At 40.1% G+C, this 18,806-nt stretch carries 17 protein-coding genes and 2 pseudogenes; 15 read left to right on the plus strand and 4 right to left on the minus strand.

Features of this window, described 5'->3' with window-relative positions:
- The first annotated feature begins 20 nt into the window (after positions 1-20).
- The 14 genes and pseudogenes from EHR01_RS02425 to EHR01_RS02485 all read left to right on the plus strand — a co-directional run bounded on the left by EHR01_RS02425 (position 21) and on the right by EHR01_RS02485 (position 14,237).
- Complete coding sequence (locus EHR01_RS02425; RefSeq protein WP_135693017.1) at positions 21-518, plus strand: YajQ family cyclic di-GMP-binding protein; 498 nt, start codon at positions 21-23, stop codon at positions 516-518.
- A 76-nt stretch (positions 519-594) separates the two neighbouring features.
- Positions 595-990 (plus strand): annotated as a pseudogene (locus tag EHR01_RS19430) (DNA translocase FtsK 4TM domain-containing protein); the annotation flags it as partial.
- Positions 991-1,737: 747 nt separating this feature from the next.
- A pseudogene (locus EHR01_RS19435) lies at positions 1,738-3,540 on the plus strand (DNA translocase FtsK); the annotation flags it as partial.
- 40 nt (positions 3,541-3,580) lie between these two features.
- Positions 3,581-4,282, plus strand: coding sequence for a LolA family protein (locus EHR01_RS02435; RefSeq protein ID WP_135693019.1), 702 nt, complete (start codon positions 3,581-3,583; stop codon positions 4,280-4,282).
- A gap of 18 nt (positions 4,283-4,300) precedes the next feature.
- Positions 4,301-5,401, plus strand: coding sequence for a helix-turn-helix domain-containing protein (locus EHR01_RS02440; protein ID WP_135693020.1), 1,101 nt, complete (start codon positions 4,301-4,303; stop codon positions 5,399-5,401).
- The gene (locus EHR01_RS02445) at positions 5,401-6,747 is read left to right on the plus strand and encodes a MiaB/RimO family radical SAM methylthiotransferase (protein WP_135693021.1); all 1,347 of its coding nucleotides are present in this window, start codon (positions 5,401-5,403) and stop codon (positions 6,745-6,747) included. Before EHR01_RS02440 ends, EHR01_RS02445 begins: the two co-directional genes overlap by 1 nt.
- The gene (gene pgsA, locus EHR01_RS02450) at positions 6,747-7,493 is read left to right on the plus strand and encodes a CDP-diacylglycerol--glycerol-3-phosphate 3-phosphatidyltransferase (RefSeq protein ID WP_135693022.1); all 747 of its coding nucleotides are present in this window, start codon (positions 6,747-6,749) and stop codon (positions 7,491-7,493) included. The genes EHR01_RS02445 and pgsA overlap by 1 nt, the downstream gene beginning before the upstream one ends.
- Complete coding sequence (trpD, locus tag EHR01_RS02455) at positions 7,474-8,502, plus strand: anthranilate phosphoribosyltransferase (protein ID WP_135693023.1); 1,029 nt, start codon at positions 7,474-7,476, stop codon at positions 8,500-8,502. Before pgsA ends, trpD begins: the two co-directional genes overlap by 20 nt.
- Positions 8,503-8,528: 26 nt before the next feature.
- On the plus strand, positions 8,529-8,852 hold the full coding sequence (gene yajC, locus EHR01_RS02460) for a preprotein translocase subunit YajC (protein ID WP_004789187.1): 324 nt from the start codon (positions 8,529-8,531) through the stop codon (positions 8,850-8,852).
- Position 8,853: 1 nt separating this feature from the next.
- Entirely contained in the window at positions 8,854-9,492 is a 639-nt protein-coding gene (locus tag EHR01_RS02465) for an SRP-less Sec system protein (RefSeq protein ID WP_135693024.1), read from the plus strand.
- Positions 9,493-9,513: 21 nt separating this feature from the next.
- On the plus strand, positions 9,514-11,448 hold the full coding sequence (gene secD / locus EHR01_RS02470; protein WP_135693025.1) for a protein translocase subunit SecD: 1,935 nt from the start codon (positions 9,514-9,516) through the stop codon (positions 11,446-11,448).
- Positions 11,441-12,379: a protein translocase subunit SecF gene (secF, locus tag EHR01_RS02475; protein WP_135693026.1), complete on the plus strand. Its 939-nt coding sequence runs from the start codon at positions 11,441-11,443 to the stop codon at positions 12,377-12,379. The genes secD and secF overlap by 8 nt, the downstream gene beginning before the upstream one ends.
- 10 nt (positions 12,380-12,389) lie before the next feature.
- Positions 12,390-13,631 carry a dihydrofolate reductase family protein gene (locus EHR01_RS02480; protein ID WP_135693027.1) on the plus strand — a complete coding sequence of 414 codons (1,242 nt, stop codon included), beginning with the start codon at positions 12,390-12,392 and terminating at the stop codon, positions 13,629-13,631.
- A gap of 3 nt (positions 13,632-13,634) precedes the next feature.
- Positions 13,635-14,237 (plus strand): riboflavin synthase, encoded by a 603-nt coding sequence (locus tag EHR01_RS02485; protein ID WP_135693028.1) that lies wholly within the window; start codon positions 13,635-13,637, stop codon positions 14,235-14,237.
- Between the two features lie 2 nt (positions 14,238-14,239).
- Here the strand turns inward: EHR01_RS02485 and EHR01_RS02490 are convergent, their stop codons facing one another.
- Positions 14,240-14,620, minus strand: a complete 381-nt coding sequence (locus EHR01_RS02490) for an STAS domain-containing protein (protein WP_135693029.1) — start codon at positions 14,618-14,620, stop codon at positions 14,240-14,242.
- A 118-nt stretch (positions 14,621-14,738) separates the two neighbouring features.
- On the opposite strand from EHR01_RS02490, the gene EHR01_RS02495 reads away from it, so the two are divergent.
- Positions 14,739-15,947: a bifunctional 3,4-dihydroxy-2-butanone-4-phosphate synthase/GTP cyclohydrolase II gene (locus EHR01_RS02495; protein ID WP_135693030.1), complete on the plus strand. Its 1,209-nt coding sequence runs from the start codon at positions 14,739-14,741 to the stop codon at positions 15,945-15,947.
- Between the two features lie 159 nt (positions 15,948-16,106).
- Here EHR01_RS02495 and pdxH read toward each other — a convergent pair whose 3' ends face one another.
- Genes pdxH through EHR01_RS02510 form a run of 3 tightly spaced genes read right to left on the minus strand, consistent with a single transcriptional unit; the run spans position 16,107 to position 18,726 of the window.
- Positions 16,107-16,745, minus strand: a complete 639-nt coding sequence (pdxH, locus tag EHR01_RS02500; protein ID WP_208721738.1) for a pyridoxamine 5'-phosphate oxidase — start codon at positions 16,743-16,745, stop codon at positions 16,107-16,109.
- On the minus strand, positions 16,738-17,586 hold the full coding sequence (locus EHR01_RS02505; protein WP_135693031.1) for a prepilin peptidase: 849 nt from the start codon (positions 17,584-17,586) through the stop codon (positions 16,738-16,740). Before EHR01_RS02505 ends, pdxH begins: the two co-directional genes overlap by 8 nt.
- A 42-nt stretch (positions 17,587-17,628) precedes the next feature.
- Positions 17,629-18,726 carry a pyridoxal phosphate-dependent aminotransferase gene (locus EHR01_RS02510; protein ID WP_208721725.1) on the minus strand — a complete coding sequence of 366 codons (1,098 nt, stop codon included), beginning with the start codon at positions 18,724-18,726 and terminating at the stop codon, positions 17,629-17,631.
- Positions 18,727-18,806 lie beyond the last annotated feature (80 nt).

Raw genomic sequence — 18,806 nt, forward strand, 5'->3', positions numbered from 1 at the left:
GAGTTCGTAAGGAGTAAACTATGGCACAAGATCCATCATTTGACATTGTATCCAAAATCGAAAGACCGGAAATACAAAACGCAGTGGCCCAGGCCATGACAGAAATCCAAACCAGGTTTGATTTTAAAGGGTCCAACTCCGAAATCAAATTAACAGAAGACACTTTGGTTTTAACTTCTGAAAATGATATCAAACTGAAACAAGTGATTGATGTCCTGACCACAAAAATGGCCAAAAGGGGCATTAGTTTGAAGGCCTTTGATTTTGACTCCAAAATTGAACCAGCCACTGGCCAAACGGTCCGCCAAAAGGTAAAGATTCAGAATGGTTTGGACAAAGAACAGACCAAACAAATCACCACTCTCATCAAAGACCAAAAACTAAAAGTTCAGGCTTCCATCCAAGGGGATTCGGTTCGGGTTGTGGGCAAAAAAAAGGACGATTTGCAAGAGGTAATGGCAGCGATTCGCAACGCCAATTTCAACTTTGATGCCAATTTTACCAATTTTAAGGGCTAGAATTTTGGTTTAAGGAAAGCCTTCCGGCTTCCATTTTTTTTCTGCCTATGTCTCAAAACCGGCCGATATTTCCGGTATGGACCCTAAAAAATCCGTATGGGGATGGACTTTGCCACGCAAAGACTTCCTTCCGTATCTATTAGTATTTTCCGGTGTGTTTTTACTTCTTTCTCTCTTTTCCTTTCAGGAAGGAGAGGACGGATCACTTTTCAATTGGTTTGGAAGGCTTGGGCATTACATTGCCTTCACATTATTATACATTTTAGGAAAGTCCTCTTTTTTACTCGCAGGTTTTGTTTTGATGTTAGGTGTTCTTTCTCTCCGAAACCCTGACTTTGACAGACTCGGCAAAGCACTATTTTTCCCATTATTTCTTGTGGCAACCACTGTCAGTTTGAACTTACTGGAAACTCCACTGGGACATGTGGGTGATAGTGGTGGGATTCTGGGCCAATTTTTCTCTTGGGTTTTTTCTTATCTCTTTGGGGAGACAGGACGTATCCTTGTTGTTTTCTTTTTATACTTATATTTTGCCGTGATTTGGCTCGAAGATGGGGCTTGGTCTTTTACCTTTGCTGCCTTAAACAAATACTCCAATGGAATCTATAGATTGTTAGGTGGAAGAAATGAGCTTCCTCATTTAAGACTTCCTCAGTTTTTAGAATCTGTGGTTTCCACAAGAAGAGCACCCCTTGAGGAAATTCGAAACAAACAATGGTTTGCAGTCCAAACAGAAGAAGAATCCAAAGAGGATTTGGCCCACCATTTTTGGAATGTGGTGGCAGAGGAAAAAAAGCCCATCGGAAATGTTGGTTCAAAGGATCGTCTTCATAAAAATCCTGCCTCGAAAAAAACTCCATCCGTTCGGTATCGCAACGCTTCTCATTTTGAAGGATTTTTTGATGAATCAGGAAAAGTATTTCGATTCCAAAAACAAGAATCCAAATTAGATTCACTTGCTGAATTTGAAAAAAATGAAATTTTGATTTCTAAATTAAAGCTAACGGATAATAGGCGAACAATTGCAGAATTGGAAGAAATCGAAAGTAATAGAGAATCTAAAATCCTTTTCCAATTTCCTGAAACTAAGTGGAAACCAAAACTGGATGAGGCTCTGGGACTCGATAGTTTAGAACTTCCGAAACTAGACCCAATAAAACCTTCATTTGCTAGAGATACCCAAATTCTTGCCTCCTCTGGTCTTTCTTCCTTTGCCTATGAGGAAGAAGATGATGATTTTGAAGAAGAAACATCTGAGGAATCGGATGCGGAAGAGAATTTGTCCGAAACAAGTTCTTTTGTTCATCCAAAAGAAGAAGGAAACATGGCTTCCGAGGCCATTCATATTCCGGAATCTCTTCGTTTGTCTCTTGTGGAAGAAACAGGTTGGGAAACAAACGATGAGGAAGAGGATGAATCTTCTGAAGAAGAAGGTGGGGAAAATACTGAAGTATATGAAGAGGAAACTCTCGAAACCTTGGCGGTGGAAGAGAATTCTCCATTGGTTCGTTCTAACCTAAGTTCTGGAAATTTTGGAAAGAAAAAACTGGCTCCGAAAGAAGAACAACAAGAACTGATGTTTGGTTCTATGGTTCCCAAACCAAAACTAAAAAAAGGAAAGTATTATATTTCTCCAAGGCTTCTTTCATCTCACCAAGTTCCCGTTGCCAATATCATGAAAAATGATTCGGAGCTTGATCTGATCTCTCGTAAAATTGAAGAGTCCACGGGGCACTTTGGGATTGAGTCCAAGGTTGTCACAAAAGAAAGAGGACCGATCATCACTCGTTATGAGATCACCATTCCGAACGGAATCAAACTGAACCGTATTGTTTCCCTTTCGGATGAAATCAGGGCCTATTTGGAAGTCAAAAACATTCGGATTGTGGCACCTATCCCTGGTAAGGCGTCGATTGGAATTGAGGTTCCGAACCGAATTCGGGAAGATGTATTTTTATCAGAGATTTTAAAAGATACCATCCTCCAACACAAAGCCAAAGATCTTTCGATTTGTATTGGAAAAGATATCTCGGGAAAACTTGTGATGATTGATATCGCCAAACTCCCTCACTTACTTGTGGCAGGAACCACTGGTTCTGGTAAGTCGGTGAGTATCAATGCGATGATCACAAGCCTGATCTGCACTCGTTCCCCAGAAGAAGTTCGTTTTATTATGATCGATCCAAAGATGGTGGAGATGACCCTTTATGAAGGAATTCCACATTTACTCATGCCAGTCATCACCGATCCTAAAAAAGCAACGAAGGCATTATCCTGGGCCATCCAAGAAATGGAGAGTCGATACCAAATGATCTCTCAATTGAAAAGTAGGGATTTCAAAAGTTTCAATGAAAAGGTGGATGAATATGCCCATGCCAAGGGCTTTCAAAAACTACCGTACATTGTGATCTTTATTGATGAGCTTGCTGACCTCATGATGGTTTCCGGAAAAGATCTGGAGGAACAGATCCAACGTATTTCTCAAAAAGCAAGAGCGGTGGGAATCCATTTGGTGATGGCAACCCAAAGGCCTTCTGTGGATGTGATCACCGGTGTCATCAAAGCAAACTGCCCGGCAAGGGTGGCCTTCCAAGTAGCTCAAAAAACGGACTCTAGAACCATTCTGGATACGAGTGGGGCTGAGACTCTCCTTGGAAAAGGGGACTTTTTATACCGGTCTCCGACTTCCAGCGACCTTCTTCGGATCCAAGCTCCTTTTATTGAAGAGAAAGAAATTGAGTCCATCGTGGAAGAGGCCAAAAAACAGGGTGCTCCAGCGTATGTGGAAATGAACTGGGACGATGAAACGAATATCGAAATGGCCTCTGACGAAGATGAAGAACTTTTTGATGAGGCTTGGAATATCGTGGTTACCGAAAAAAAAGCCAGCGCCAGTTACTTACAAAGAAGGATGAGAATCGGTTACAACAAAGCCGCCAGGCTAATGGAACTTATGGAAATGAGGGGGTATGTTTCACCTCAAGTCGGGGCCAAACCCCGGGAAATCCTGCGTTCAGCGTAAATCATCGACAAGAGAAGTTTGTCTGAAAAACTGGGAATCTATGAAAGTATGGATCGGATCTTTGTTACTTGTCTTGGGTGTTTCTCTTGGTGCCCAAACAAGTCCGGCTCACAATTGGCATTCACCCTCCGAAGTGGTGAAAAAGATAAAGAAAAACTTTAGTGATATCAATTCCTATTCGGCTGATTTTCTCATCAAAACAGAAGACAACAAAAAGGAAAAACAGATGCGTGGGAAATGTTTTTACAAACGTCCCGGAAAAATCAGATACAACTTCGCTGAACCGGAAGGTGACGAAATTGTGTCCGATGGAAAAACGCTTCATATCTTTATCAAGCGGTTAGGTGCTGTTGGAAAACAAGATTTAACCCTCGATCGTAAAAATACCTCTGGACCTATCTTTACAACCAATAGCCCTGATGGACTCAACCGCCTCTTTCGTAAATATCATTATAAATTTGATACCATTGAACAACCTCGTTCGATGGGTGATGTTACCAAATACTTTGTGTTGGACCTTGACCAAAGAGAAAAGATTGGTGGGTTCGAAAAGATGAAACTCTTTGTAGATTCTGAATCTTACTTAATCAAAAAAGCAGTGGCCACTGATGGTCGTGGGAAAGTTACCACCATTTCATTTTCCAATATTAATTTTTCTGAAGAAATCCAAGACGGGGTTTTCAATTTTCATATGAGCGGAAACGCGAAGATTGTCAACAACCCACTTGTCTCCGAGAACTAAGCTAAAGAGGATATCATTTTGAATACTAAACGAGTCGGTCAAATCATTCGAGAAGCAAGAGAAGATAAAAAACTATCTGTCAAAGATGTTGCGAAAGAAACAAATATCGCAGCCAAATACATCATTGCTTTGGAAACAGAAGATTATTCTCAATTTCCAGCAGAGACCTTTGCTCTCGGTTTTTTAAAAAACTATGCAAGTTATCTAAAGTTAGATGCTGCGATGTTACTCAACCTTTATCGTGGGGAACAAATTGAGGAATCACAAGCTCCTTTGGAAGAACTCACAAGACCGACGACTACACCTTTAAACTTAGATCGAAATAAAATCATTAGCCTTGTTTCCATTTTTCTTTTTGTGATCTCGGCTTATATCATCTATATTAGTTTTGAAGATTCCAACTCAGGATCAATGGATGAAGAAACAGCAGAAGTTGGTTCGACAGTAGAGACTGTAGCAAGTTCAGACATTCCATCTGGAATTAATTTTGTTTCTCAAAGTGTTCCAGAGAACGCCAGTGTACCTTTTATTTTAACAGAAGACCGTGGTGTAAGTTTTAGCGTCAACAACCAACAATGTAAGATGTTTATCAAAGGTGTTTCCAATGGGAAAGCAAACCTTGGATTTAATATTTTCCCTGAAAAAAATGTATATTTTTTCCAAACAGCAGAGGGAGAGGAAACCATCCTTTCCTATCGCATCGAGGAATTGTCTTCTCTACGTCGTGATATCCGTGTAGTGACCCAAGCTGTGACTGAAAAATCGGCCAAAGTTCTTGTGACACTGAAAGAAGAAAGAGAAGGGGCTGCTGTAAAATCTCCCGTGGGAGATGTTCCCATCCAAGTCACTTTATTTTTCTCTAAACCAAGTTACGTAGAATTTGTGTTAGATGGTCAAATGGGGGAAAGAGGCCTTGTTTCTGCCGGGGAAGTCAAACACTTAGAAGCTCGTGATCGCCTTGAAATCAAAGTAGGTGATGGTGGGGCTGTGGAAATGGTCCAAAACGGAAAGGAACGTTCGGTCCTTGGAAAACCTGGAAAACTCGTCAAAAAAATCTTCATTCGCAAACCAAATCCTTATGATTCAACTCAGTCCATTATTGGAGAGTTAGGCGAGTAATGCCAAAGCTAAAAGAAAAAACGGAAGAGACACCGAAGTCGTTTTTTATCACGACTCTCGGTTGTCCCAAAAATACCGTCGATTCGATGGCCATGCACCAGTCACTTTTGAAAGAAGGTCTTCTTCCTGCGGCTGGCCCCGAAGCAAGTGACTTCCACTTGGTGAATACTTGTACTTTTATCCAAGATGCCACCAAAGAAACCATTCAAACCATTTTAGATTCCATTGATATCAAAAAGAAAAACAAACAAAAGTTAGTTGTTGTTGGTTGTTTTGCAGAACGGGCAGGAAAAGAAATTTCCGATGACCTTCCTGAAGTGGACCTTCATTTTGGAACTGGGAAATATGACAAAGCAGGGGAGATCCTTAGGAAAAGTTTCCCTCTAGATTTTAAAGATCTTTCTGAATTCAATGAAGACCTCCTGGAAAGACTAGTTACCAGCAAGGGAATCGAAAATTATTCCAAACCGTATTCCTACGTAAAAATTTCTGATGGTTGCAACCGTGGTTGTCACTTCTGTATCATTCCTAACTTACGCGGAAAGTATCGCGATACAGATATTACCGATGTATTATCGCAAACGAAATTAGCAGTGAAAGCGGGATCGAAAGAGATCTGTCTTGTTTCCCAAGATACTGTGTTTTATGGAAAGGATACGGATAAACTTTTGGATTTGGTTCGTTCTGTTGCGGATGTGGATGGTGTGGAACTCCTTCGTCTCCTCTATTTGTATCCGGATAAAAAAACAGAAAAGTTACTCGATCTTTACGGTGAAATTCCTAAAATTGCCCCGTATTTGGAAAGCCCTTTGCAACATGTTTCCAAATCCGTTTTAAAATCCATGAACCGCACTGGTGAATATTCTTATTTCAAATCTCTCTTCCAAAAGGCAAGGGACCTAAGGCCCGATTTGGAAATTCGAACTTCCTTTATTTTGGGTTTCCCTGGGGAAACGATGGAAGATGTGGAAGAAATCATTCGGTTTGTGGAAGACGTAAAACCAGAAAAGGTAAATTTATTTCCTTATTCCCCGCAAGACGGAACCAAGGGTGCTACGATGGATGGGCAACTCAAAGACAAAGAGATTGCTCGTCGTGTGAATCTTGTCCGGGATGCGTATCTTGGGACTTTAAAATCCATCCACCAAAATCGAATTGGAAAATTATATCCTGCCGTTGTGGATGAGGTTTTGGAGAAAGGTGCTATTGTTCGCCGTTTCCAAGATGCTCCAGAAATTGATGAAGTGGTTTATGTTGAAGAAGAAGGTCTAAAGGTTGGTCAGTTTGGTCAGGTAAGAGTGGACTCTTTTTATGAACTCGATATGTCGGGGACTTGGGTGGTTTAGTGGAAGATTGGAAAACCATTGCCAATATTCCGAATTTGCTTACTGTACTTCGGGTTCTAGCACTTCCTTTTTTTATCTTTTCCCTTTTCCAAAAGGAATGGGAATACCAAATTTTTGCCTTTGTCCTCTTTGCTCTTGCTTCTCTCACTGATCTTGTGGATGGATACTTAGCACGTAAGTGGAACCAACAAACCGAGTTTGGAAAATTTCTCGATCCACTTGCTGATAAGTTTTTAGTCATTGGATGTTTTGTTACTTTTTTATTCATCCACGAACCCATCGAGGTATGGATGGTGGTGCTGATCATTGGGCGCGATATGCTCATCACCTTCCTACGTTACATTGCGGTTCGTTCGGGAAATAGCCTACGCACAACGATGATGGGAAAAGTAAAAACTGCCTTCCAGATGGGAGCCATCTTAATGATCCTGGTTGTGTTTATGCTCATCTCAGGTAAAAGAAGGGCTATGATCAACGAAACTTATGCCATGGGAAAACTTTCTGGGTATTCGACCTTTGAAGTTGCCTCACAACATGCTAATGAGTTTTATACCTTGGCCAAAACCACAGAGTCTTTGAGTTTTACAGACTTCTTTGATTCCATTGCTTCTTTTGTTCCTTATTTTGGAATGTTATTCACAACATTCATCACTGTCATTTCCGGGCTTCGTTATATTGTGACCAATTATCAGTTGTTAACTTTCGCAAACCTTAAAAGGATTTTTTATGACCGCGCCAACAGTTAAAGAAATACTCGGACAAGTTGTTTCTGGACACCACCTTGTGGATGACCATGCCGAACTTTTTTTAAGTGAGGTCATGGACGGAAAAGTTCCAGAACCTGTTCTTGCTTCTTTTCTCACCGCCATGAAAATGAAGGGAGAAACAACGGACGAATTGTACGGATTTGTTCGGGCGATGCGTAACCATGCCATCAAACCTTCTAAGAAGTTTGATTTTGATTTTTTGGATACTTGTGGGACAGGGGGAGATGGAAAGGGAACTTTGAATGTTTCGACTCTTTCGGCTCTCACTCTAGCAAGCCTTGGATTCAAAGTGGCCAAACATGGGAATCGTTCGGTTTCTTCTCTTTCCGGAAGTTCCGATATTTTATCGGGACTCGGATACAAACTAGACCAGTCCACAGCAGATTCTGAATCGGAATTCTTACGCACAGGATTTGTATTTTTGTTTGCTCCCGCTTGGCACCCAGCCATGAAATACGCAGGACCTGTTCGTACAGCCTTGGGCTTTCGCACTTTTTTCAATTTGATTGGACCTCTTTCCAATCCTTTCGCACCGTCTCACCAAATGGTCGGGGTTTACGATAAATCTCTCTGTTTGCCGATGGCGGAAATTTTAGGAAGGCTTGGCTCGAAACGGGCCATTGTCTGCCATTCGCGAGATGGACTGGATGAATTTTCCATCTTTGAAGAAACGGATTTTGCCTATTTTGATGGAAAGGATACCAAGGAACTCACCTTTGACCCGAAAGAACTTGGCCTAAATGCCAAGGAATTGGACAGAAATACAGTGTTCTCTTCTTCAAAAGAGGGGGCAGAGTCCTTATTCCGAGCGGTTCTGGATCCTAGCGAATCCACCGGGGGCACTTCTATGGTGGCACTCAATGCGGGTGTTGCTATGTTTTTGCTAGGGGCCACAAAGGATATACGAACAGGATACGAAACTGCCAAAGCGGCCATCTTAGAGAAAAAAGTTCTCCGATTCGTTCGTGAAACATTGAATTTAAGATAAGGCCTGTAAACATTGGATAAATAGCTATGCTCAATTTTAACTTTTTAACACCAGAAATCCTCATCCTTGCCCAAGAAGAAGGTGCAAAGTCGTCTCTCCAGTCACTCATCATCATTCCGATCATGTTAGTTGCTATGTACTTTCTTGTGATTCTTCCAAACAAAAAGGAAGAGAAAAAAAGAAAGGAGATGATCACGAACCTCCAAAAAGGGGACAACGTAGTCACAAATAGTGGCCTTCATGGAAAGATCGTAGAGTTCAAAGACAATAACGAAACAGTCGTTCTCAGTGTTGCTGCGAACACAAACGTAACTTTTGAAACTAGCGCTATTCTGAAGAAGAAAGCCTAAGATGAAGAAACTCTTCTTAATTACCGTATCAATTTGTTTTTCGGCTTCCCTCCTCGCACAGGAGGGTTTGGATTTTTTAGATAAGGTAAATGATAAACCTAAATCGACAACTACCAAACCCAAAGAAGAAACCAATGTAACCACAACCAAAAAACAAACAAATGTTGTGACTACAACCGGAACCACTACGGGTAAAAAGAAGAAATCTAAAAAGAAATCCAAACAAAACCAACTCACCAGCGAGACTCTTCCTCAAAACACAAACTTAGTTTCCAATCCTAATTCGAATACAACTGTTCCTGTAACAGACAAATCCCTTCCTGGCTTAGACAAACCACTCGCTGTGGTAGAAGAAGAGGAAGTGGTGAGTAACGGTATGTGGATGGATTCAAATGTTTCCGTGGAACCAACTGGACTTCCTGGTTTTGCTTCCGATTTAAAAATGGGAAAAACAGAAAGTGGAAGTGTTGAAACAAACCTCTCTTCCAACAAAGAAACTGGAAAATCTCTTTTTAATTTCTCTGATTTTTTTGCTAAATATAAAAAAGCGATGATGATCCTTGGGATTATCATTCTCTTTGCGTTTTATAGACTTAGATCCGCACGCCCGGGATCTAGCAGTCGTTCTTATAGAAGATAATAATTTTAGGAGCAAACTAACTTGCAATCGTATCGACTATTGATTCTTCCTTTTTTGATTCTGGCGGTTTCCTTTACCATTTTGTATCCGAACTTCGCCGATCGTACGTTAAAGATTGTTGTGAGAGAAGATGTTTACTCTCTTCCTGGAGCAAATCAAAAAGAATTGGTAAATGCCCTTTTTGATCGTTGGGCGAAAGATTATGGCAAAACTTCTGGTTGGACCATTGAACCACAAGGCACCCTTCCTCCTAAAGAGAATCCTTTTTATATAGTAAAAGGGCGATTCATTACTTCTGCAAAGATCAACCAAATCTCCCAAGAAAATCAGTCTTTGGTCAGTGAATCCAAAAACAAACTAGAACCTACATGGATTGAGGAAACAATTCGTGGTGGTAAATCTTTATCCATTAAGTTGGGTCTAGATTTACAGGGTGGAATGCGAGTGGTCCTCAAAGGTGACTTTGATGATTATACTTCTAAACTCAAAGACCTTTACGCAAAAGAAATAACTGAACTGAACCTAACACTCAGTAACCCAGCAACAAAACCAGAAGAAAAAGAAAAAGCAAAATCAAGACTCGCCGAAATTGAATCTAGTTTTGATCTTTCTCCCATGCGCAAAATTGTAGAATTAGAAAAAGCGAAGATGATCATTGACAATCGTCTGACGACTCAAAACCTAACAGAGCCACAGGTTCGTATCCAAAAAGAACAAGATGCGATTGAAGTTTCTCTTCCAGGTGTATCCAATTCAGCAGCCATTTTAGAAATTCTACAAAACACCGAAACGGTAGAATATCGTTTGGAAGAACCAACTCCTTTCCTATATAAAAGCCAAATTGCTGACAACGAACGTCGTATGATGGATTTAGGAAAAAGAGAAAACACCGATATTTTCTTATTCCAAGAACTTGTAAAAAACAAAGCGGGCAAAAAAGCCCAAGATGAGTTTTTAGAAGGTCTAGAAAAAAAATACAATATCCCTAAAGACTTTAAAGTTTATGCAATGTGGGCGCGTGGAAATGCAGCAAAGTCTGCACTTTTACCTCGTAGTTTTGTGGTTTTGGAACGTAAAATTGCTTTGTCTGGCAATGATATGACCAATGCCCAACCATCTTATAACTCAAACTCTTATGGATGGATGGTTAGTTTTACTCTCACTCCGAACGGAGCCGAAAAGTTTTTTGATCTTACTTCACAAAATCGTGGTCGTAACCTAGCGATTGTTTGGGGAGATAAAGTTATCTCCAATCCAGTTATCAATGACCCAATCGCTGGTGGTCGGGCAGAAATTTCTGGAAGTTTTTCGGAACAAGAAGCCATTCGATTGGCGAACGTAATTTCTGAAGGAGCACTTCCCATTCCACTTTCCGTTTTGGAGATGCGATTCATTGGACCAACTCTTGGAATTGAATCCATCGAAGTGGGTGTAAAAGCTGTTGCCATTGGATTTTTCCTAGTAATGATTTATATGATCTTCTATTACAGGTTAGGTGGTTTTATCGCTGACTTATCGCTTCTTGTAAACTTGATCATTTTAGCTGCTCTTCTTACATTGATGGACTTTACTTTGACTCTTCCTGGTATTGCCGGGATCATTTTGACGGCAGGTATGGCCGTGGATGCAAACGTAATCATTTATGAAAGGATCAGAGAAGAGATAGAAGAAGGTAGGGCACTTTCGATTGCTGTGACCCGTGGTTTTGAAAACGCATTTTGGACCATTATGGATGCGAACGTAACCACTCTGATTGCGGGGATTTTAATGATTCGACTTGGTAACGGACCAATCAAAGGTTTTGCGATCACTCTTTGTTGGGGGATTGTCACAACTCTATTTACCTCTCTTTTCCTCTCCAGATTATTTATGGAGTTAGCAGTGAACCGAATGGGCGTTCATCATTTAAATTTAAGACCTTTCTTCTTTGGAAAAAAGGAGACTACAAATGCGTAATATCAATTTCACAAAGTATAAATACTTCACTCTTAGTTTTTCGTTTTTAGCGATTGTTTTTGGGTTTGTGGTCACCTTTGGTAAGTATGGTGGGTTTGCTCACTCACTTGATTTTAACGGTGGACTTCGTACTGTCGTGGAACTTCCGGCTGACAAATCTCGAAGTGATCTGGATGGATATTTCCAATCCAAAAACATTGAAGCCGTTGTGATTCTTTTGGAAAAAGAAAAGAATATTTACCAATTGGACATCGGGCTTGGATCTCTTGCTACCATTGAAGCTTTGTACAAAGAAATTCCAGAAGCAAATCGAGAGTCTTCGACTTCTGCAATTGATCGATTTGTGCAACTTCTAAGATACGAATACAAACTTCCTAAAGAAAAAGTTCTTTCGGCTGACCAAGTAGGTGCGGTTGTTGGTGGTGAGTTGACAGAAGTGGGAATCACACTCCTTCTCACAACACTTGCCATCATCCTTTTGTATTTGAGTATTCGTTCTCAGTTTAAGTTTGCATTGGCTTCTTCCATTGCGCTTGTTCACGATATTCTCATGACTTTGGCACTCATTGGATTTTTACAAATCAAACCAAGTGTTCCTATCATTGCGGCACTTCTCACTCTCCTTGGTTATTCCATTAACGATAAAATTGTGGTGTTTGACCGAATTAGAGAGAATGCCCATGGTAAAGACAATTTAGCACTTTCCAATATCATCAATGTTTCGATCACACAAACTTTGGGTAGAACCATCAATACTTCCTTTACAACTATGATTTCTGTTGTGGCGATCATTGTTGGTGGAGCAGTGGAATTGTATGATTTTGCTTTTGTTCTTCTTTTTGGTGTGATTGTTGGAACTTATTCTTCCATCTACATTGCAGCGCCTATTTCTGAGATCTACGACCAACTCAGGAAAAAACGATTCGTATAACAATAGTATTATGAATGCAGAGAAACGAAAGGAAACTTATTCTCTGCATTCTTTACTTGGGTTTTTGGCAATGGGAAAAACCGGAGCCAATCCCCCAGTTTCTGCCGTCCTAACGGATGAAACAGAAGCTATTCTTGCCAGTGCTCATACTCAAAAATTTGGTGGTAACCATGCGGAGCGGGAACTATATTCTCGTTATCCGAATATAAGTGAAAACCAAGTCCTTTCCGTTAGTTTAGAACCTTGTACCCATTTTGGAAAAACACCACCTTGCCGTGATTTGGTGATCGAAAGAAAACCGAAAGAAATCAAACTCGGATGGAAGGATCCCAATCCTTTAGTGTCTTCTGGAGATTGGGAAAAATATGCAGAGTCAGGCATTTCTGTAACTTTAGATCCCATGCTTGCAAAAGTATCCCTACCTTTTTTACAGGGTTTTTTACACAGAATCAAAACAGGGCGCCCTTGGGTTTGGATCAAAGCGGCCACTTCGATCGAAGGAAATTATGCTTCGAAAGAAAAGAGAAAGGAACGTGTGAGCTCGGAAGAGATGGATCTTTATTTGCAAGTTTTCCGTGCCAAAATGGATGCAATTGCAGTGGGTCCAGGAACCGTTTATGTTGATTCTCCATCACTTCATTTTCGAATTACAGAAGAAATGGTTCTTACGCAAAAACCAGGAATCCGGGTTACAGAATTAGAACCTTTTTTTGAAGCAGGTGCTGGGCTCGTCTCTTCATTGTTATCATACACAAAAGATTCTGAAAAGTTACATCGCCTAGAGGAAGAAGTTTACCAACCATTTCGTATCTTTTGTTTGGATGAGAATAGGTTGCCTTCTGAGACTTTTTTTGCAAAACAAAGGGAACTGACAGAAAAGTTTGGAGTCAAAAAATGTATTTTTTTTATTCTTACAGAGGACGATTCAAAACCTATTTCAAATGAATTGGAGGAACAAATCAAAATCCTTTCTCCTTATGAAGGAATTTTGATTTATCACGATGAAGGTGATAAGTTTTTAGAAATTCTAGGAGAACTCGGTATCAATACTTTGTTATGTGAAGCCGGAAGTTTTTTCCCAAACTTCCTTCAAAATGAACTTTCAGAGGAAGATCGGATTTTGGAGATTCGAAACGAAAAAAAATCCATTCCTGATGGAATTCCTTTTGTTTATCACAATGAACCGCTGATTTCTGAATACAAAGTCGGAACAAACCGTATATTTATCAGAAAACCACAAAGGAGCATCTAGTCTATGTTTACTGGTCTTGTTGAAACCCTCGGAAAAGTAATCAAAATCGAACCAGTTGATTCGGGAATTCAATTCACAATTGAAACCGAATGGGAAAATCCTGATTTAAAAATTGGAGATTCCATCGCCATCAATGGTGCTTGTATGACGGTCATTGAGTTTAGCGACTTGGGCAATTTATTCAAATTTTATGCATCTTTTAAATCCTTGGAACTTACCAACTTGTCTAGGTTAGGGGAAGGTTCGCCTGTCAATTTGGAAAGAGCAATGGCTCTGGGACAAAGGTTTGGCGGTCATATGGTCCAAGGCCATGTGGATGGAATGGCAAAGGTAATCACCCGTAAACAAATTGAAGCTGAAGTGGAAGAGTTTTGGGTAGAGATTCCCAAAGATCTACAACGTTATTTTGTCAAAAAAGGATCTGTGACCTTGGATGGAATCAGCTTAACTGTGGTTGATGTAAAAGATGGAAATATCCAACTCATTCTGATTCCCGAGACAATGGAAAAAACCAATGCAAACACTTGGAAAAAAGACCAAAAGTTGAATGTCGAAGTGGATGTACTGGCAAAGTACATTGAGAACTATTTGGAACAAAGATCCTGAGCTTAGTTCCTCTTCAATAGATCGTCGATTTCGGAATCGGTATCGTCATCGGATATGTATTTGGCTCGAAAATCCATTTCGTTCATAATTTCAAAAAACATATCTAATTTTGCTAATTTAAATACGTTCATAATCATAGGTTTCATTCCAACAAGGATGAGTTTACCTTTTTTGTTTTTGAGTGAATTGAGACTTTTGATCAGGGATCCAATTCCTGAGGAATCGATATAGTCGAGGCGGCTCATATCGATGGAAACAATACTTGGGTTTGGTTCAATGAGTTTTGCAAAGATCGACTCAAATTCTTCTGTTGATTCTATATCGAATTTTCCAGCAATTTCAATGGTTTTGATCTTTCCTGTTGCGTTTAGTTTCAGTTCCACTTGGCCTCCGATCCGGATTATTTAGACAAAAGAAAGGGGAAAAATCAATGACTTTCTTTGGGAATCTTCTTTAATTCGGAACGGCTTTCAGAGTTTTAGTATATAGAGGCCTTTCCCCATGATACGTCCGATCGAAGAAGCAATCGAAGAAATCCGCCAAGGCAAAATGATCATTCTCGTCGACTCTGAAGACAGAGAAAACGAAGGAGATTTGGTCTGTGCTTCCCAATTTGCAGACAAAGACAAAATCAACTTTATGGCAACTCACGGTCGTGGACTCATTTGTGTCCCGATGGAAAGAGAAAGATTACAAACACTTGGTCTCGGAAAGATGGTGGATGATCTTTCCTTGGGAGATAAACACGGAACAGCCTTTACTGTTTCTGTAGACGCCAAACATGGGACGACAACTGGTATCTCAGCACCTGACAGAGCCAAAACGGTGGAAGCACTCCTGGATCCCAAAACAAAATCGGAAGATTTGATGCGCCCTGGTCATATGTTTCCTTTACAAGCGGTGACGGGTGGAGTTTTACGAAGGGCAGGCCATACGGAAGCAGCAGTCGACTTAGCAAAGTTAGCTGGTCTTTACCCAAGTGGTGTCATTTGTGAGATTATGAACGATGATGGATCGATGGCAAGAATTCCAGATTTGGAAAAATTTGCAAAAACCCATGGCCTTAATATTTATACAATTGAAGATTTAATTCGTTACAGAAGGCATAAAGAAAAATTAATCCATTTGGAAGTGGAAGCAAGTTTACCAACTGAGTTTGGTGATTTTAAAATCAAAGCTTATTCCACCCAAATTGATGATAAAATTCATATGGCACTGGTGAAAGGGGAAATCGATCCTAAAAAACCAGTCCTCGTGCGTGTTCATAGTGAATGTTTGACGGGAGATATTTTTTCTTCACAACGTTGTGATTGTGGGCCTCAACTCCATAATGCTCTACGAATGATTGAAAAAGAAGGAACGGGAGTTCTACTTTATATGCGCCAAGAAGGGCGTGGGATTGGAATCATCAATAAACTCAAAGCCTATTCCTTACAAGAAGGTGGGCTTGATACAGTAGAAGCCAATGAAAAATTGGGATTTGCTCCTGACTTACGTGAATACGGAATTGGGGCGCAGATTTTACGAGACATTGGGGTGAAACAAATGAAACTCATTACCAATAACCCTCGTAAGATTGTCGGCCTTGAAGGTTACAATTTGCACGTAACTGAAAGAGTTCCCATTGAGATTGATCCTGTGGAAGAAAACACCCGTTACCTGCAGACCAAAAAAACAAAGTTAGGTCATTTACTCAATCTTCACGGTTAATGTAAGAATTAGATCCAAGGGCTTTGAATCGACCATCACTATAAAATTAGTAAATGGTGATGGTTTAAAAAAATAGTTTGTTCTCTAGTGGCTTTAGGTTGGGGGAAAGTTTCTTTTCCCTTATTACCAAATGAATCTACCTAATTCCTGAAACCAACGTTAAGGAGATAGTCTCGACCGTTTCCAACCCGTTTCTAATCTTTCAAAAGAAATCCTGTCATGTAACCTTCCGACCCTTCCTTGCCAAAATTCGATTTTGCTAGGGGACACGGAATACCCACCCCAGTTTTCTGGTTTTGGAATTTCTTTTCCATCCCATTCTTTGATAAGTTTAGCAAATTTTTCTTCTAAAAATTCACGGGATGGAACCACCGAACTTTGATTTGATGTGTGTGCTCCGATTTGCGATTCTCTGGGCCTGACTGCAAAATAAGTTTCTGATTCTTCTTTTGAAATACGGTTTGCTTTTCCTTCGATGCGGATTTGTCTTTCGAGTTTGGGCCAAAAGAAATTGAGAGCCACGAGGTGATTCTCTGCAATGTCTCTTCCTTTATCGGAATCATAGTTGGTAAAAAACTGGAACTCGTCACGAATCAGGCCTTTGAGTAAAACAATACGCACCGATGGTTGGCCTGTTTTGTCTACCGTGGCAAGACTCATGGCATTGGGTTCGGCTTCTCCTTCTTCTTTTGCTTCCGAAAACCAAAGACTAAATAATTTTAGGGGATCAGAACCCGCAGTTTCTTCCGAAAGAACAGAGCGAGTGTAGAGTTTTCTCATATGTGGTAATTCATTCAATGGTTCCATAGATTGGAAATCCCTCCCAGTTGTAGTAGTGGACTAGTAGCTTTGCAAAATAAGTTAAAAATAATCCGAGGGAAAAATAAAGACCCATAGGAATCTTTTTTCCCTTTAAAGAATCTCCTTTTTTTCGTAAAAGAAAACTAAATCCTACGGCCAGTAAATAAGCAGAATTAAAGTATAAAATCCAAAAGGGATTTCCGGCAATGGCAGCAAAAATGGGGGAAAAAAGCACATCACCAAGGCCAGTACCCCCACGAAAGAGAAGATAAATCAAAAGATAAAATACTAAAAATCCCAAAAACACCCATAAGGTTTCTAATTGAAAGGATTCACCAAACAAGAAATAGTTGGAAAGAAAACCAAATCCTATGATGAAGGGAAGGTTTTCGTAATCCAGAGAAAATTTGGCAACATCTGTCATCATAGAGATGAGTAAGTGCCCAAACAAAAATAGAAGGAGGATGGTTCCAACGATATCTTCCGAAATAAAATAGACAAAGAGGGCAATGAGACCAAAAAGAAATTCAGACAGTGGGTAGAGTTTCGGAAGACTTATTTGGCAAGACTTACATTTTCCTTTTGTGAAAAACCATCCCAAAATAGGGGTAAGGTTTGTTTTTGTCACCAAATGTCCGCAATATGGACAGTGACTTGGTTTTGCGAAAATAATTTTCCACCGGTTGAAACCAATGGCTTCCTTTCTTTTTTTGCCGTAACAATAGAGTAAAATGCGTTCAGCAAGGGTTGTATAAAAACTAGCTAAGGCCCCGCCAAAAAAAAATAGGATTCCATAGGTCGATAAGGTCCAGAGTGATAACCAAATCGATTCGTCCATAAAATCCAATTTATTTCTTATCCCTTAATCTGAATGACGGTTTTAACTTTCCTTAGAAAGTTCTTGTAAAGCCTTCATTCCTCGTTTCAAAGTATCCCATTCTGTTGCAAAGGAAAGCCTTACAAAATTCTTTTGGTCACAAAAGATAAATCCAGGAACAAGGATCAGATCTTTTTTGACCGCCCTTTGGATGAATTCTTCATCAGTGACTGGAACTTGGAAAAAGGAATAAAATGCCCCACCTGATTTTTGGATTGGGTAGTAGTCTTTTAAGGAATCATAAACAAAATCTCGTTTTTCACGATAGTCTTGGATATAAGCACTCATATCTGTTTTTAATGCTTCGATTCCAGCCCATTGGGTGATGGAAGGAGCACAAACAACAGTATACTGCTGTAAGGTGGTGAGAGCTTTGATGACTTTATCTTCTGCAAGGATGGTGGCAAGCCTAAGGCCTGTCATATTGTATGTTTTGGAGAAACCAGTGAGGGTGATTGTTTTTTCATACTCAGAACCAATCGAATGAAACTCTTTATCATAATCAAAAAGTTCATAAATTTCATCACTAATGAGATAAGCACCAGTGCTTTCCGCTAAATTGGCAAGAGCTCTTAGTTGTTCTTTCGATAGAACCTTTCCTGTTGGGTTCGATGGGTTTGAAAAAATGATCAGTTTAAATTTTCTGGATTTTAAAGATTCTAAGTCCGCAGGTTTAAAACTTTCCTCTAGCGGAACCACTTTCCCACCATAAAATTTTAACATCGCCGGATACATTAAAAAGTAAGGGGAGATGACCAAACATTCGTCACCTTCGTTCACAAGTGCATTGAATAACAAAAATAAGGCAGAAGAGATTCCGGAGGTAACAAGGATTCTGTCTTCATGGGCATAAGAAATTTTGTTTTGGGTTCTGTATTTCTCAGCCATTGCGGATTTTAATTCGGGAATCCCACCGGTTAGGGTATAAGAGGTTTTTCCATCACGTGCCGCTTTTGTCAAAACCTCTATGATGTTAGGTGGGCAAGGGAAATGTGGTTGGCCGATACTCAAATTAATCGGGTTTTGGATAGTCCGTGCGAGCTCAAATGCCTTGCGGATGGGGGAGGAATCAATCCCATACATTCTATTTGCGAAATCCATGAAATCATCATGGTTTTTTGGGGAGGTACGGGTCAATAGAATTTGGTTTACACCTAGGAAATGGATAGAAATCTGAAGGA

This window comes from Leptospira mtsangambouensis, from assembly GCF_004770475.1.
Classification (GTDB): Bacteria; Spirochaetota; Leptospiria; order Leptospirales; family Leptospiraceae; genus Leptospira_A; species Leptospira_A mtsangambouensis.

Bases quoted from the DNA above. Each gene is read 5' to 3' on its own strand.
- EHR01_RS02480 (WP_135693027.1), top strand. From the start codon at position 12,390: ATGAATGCAGAGAAACGAAAGGAAACTTATTCTCTGCATTCTTTACTT.
- EHR01_RS02485 (WP_135693028.1), top strand. From the start codon at position 13,635: ATGTTTACTGGTCTTGTTGAAACCCTCGGAAAAGTAATCAAAATCGAA.
- EHR01_RS02510 (WP_208721725.1), bottom strand. From the start codon at position 18,726: ATGGATTTCGCAAATAGAATGTATGGGATTGATTCCTCCCCCATCCGC.
- EHR01_RS02505 (WP_135693031.1), bottom strand. From the start codon at position 17,586: ATGGACGAATCGATTTGGTTATCACTCTGGACCTTATCGACCTATGGA.
- EHR01_RS02425 (WP_135693017.1), top strand. From the start codon at position 21: ATGGCACAAGATCCATCATTTGACATTGTATCCAAAATCGAAAGACCG.
- EHR01_RS02495 (WP_135693030.1), top strand. From the start codon at position 14,739: ATGATACGTCCGATCGAAGAAGCAATCGAAGAAATCCGCCAAGGCAAA.
- trpD (WP_135693023.1), top strand. From the start codon at position 7,474: ATGACCGCGCCAACAGTTAAAGAAATACTCGGACAAGTTGTTTCTGGA.
- yajC (WP_004789187.1), top strand. From the start codon at position 8,529: ATGCTCAATTTTAACTTTTTAACACCAGAAATCCTCATCCTTGCCCAA.
- EHR01_RS02465 (WP_135693024.1), top strand. From the start codon at position 8,854: ATGAAGAAACTCTTCTTAATTACCGTATCAATTTGTTTTTCGGCTTCC.
- secF (WP_135693026.1), top strand. From the start codon at position 11,441: ATGCGTAATATCAATTTCACAAAGTATAAATACTTCACTCTTAGTTTT.
- EHR01_RS02445 (WP_135693021.1), top strand. From the start codon at position 5,401: ATGCCAAAGCTAAAAGAAAAAACGGAAGAGACACCGAAGTCGTTTTTT.
- EHR01_RS02435 (WP_135693019.1), top strand. From the start codon at position 3,581: ATGAAAGTATGGATCGGATCTTTGTTACTTGTCTTGGGTGTTTCTCTT.